Source organism: Labrenzia sp. OB1, assembly GCF_001624695.1.
Classification (GTDB): Bacteria; Pseudomonadota; Alphaproteobacteria; order Rhizobiales; family Stappiaceae; genus Roseibium.
In genome coordinates this window covers 1-620 of the sequence record NZ_JSEP01000100.1, presented here as the reverse complement: position 1 = coordinate 620, position 620 = coordinate 1, and the positions used below count along the sequence as shown (strand labels likewise).

Here is a 620-nt window from a genome sequence, read left to right as displayed (position 1 = left end):
CGGAATTCGACGGTTTCCCCGCGTGAAGTCACTCCGGCGAGATCGATTGAACCACGTCTGACGGCAACGTCGCTGGACGTGAATTCGACAGCACGGTCGCCGGTCCCCTCGCTCGCACCGCCGTCGACCTCGCTGTTGGCGTCGTCGGCTCCCCAGGAGATATTGAGGGATCGGCTGGAGGTTGTGGCAGCGTCACGAGAACCGCCGGTAGAGTAGTCGCCTGTGTTGCCAGGATAGCTTTCGCCAACGTTTCCGCCGGCAAGGCCGTCTTCATCCACCTGACTTGATCCGACATCACCGAGAACCGGGCCGTCATCATCGACGCGGACGATAAAGGATCCGTCTGCTGTGTCGCCATCGCTGTCCGTGGCCGTGAAGCCGAAGGTGAGGACAAGATTGTCCTCCTTGCCGGAACTATAATGGTCGAGGACGTCGAGCAATTCGAAGTCGTAGGAGCCATTGCCGATGTCGGACAGGGTCACCCGGAAGACATCGCGGTCCGCACCGGAACCGCCATCAACATAGCCAACCAGCGTGGCGCCGTCGTCTTCCAGCCGGAATTCGACGGTTTCCCCGCGTGAAGTCACTCCGGCGAGATCGATTGAACCACGTCTGACGGC

At 61.0% G+C, this 620-nt stretch carries 1 protein-coding gene; it reads right to left on the bottom strand.

Annotated elements, in window-relative coordinates; all coding sequences use genetic code 11:
* Nucleotides 1-620 (bottom strand): hypothetical protein (locus tag OA90_RS27905; protein WP_156510742.1); only part of this gene is annotated, 620 nt, incomplete at both ends.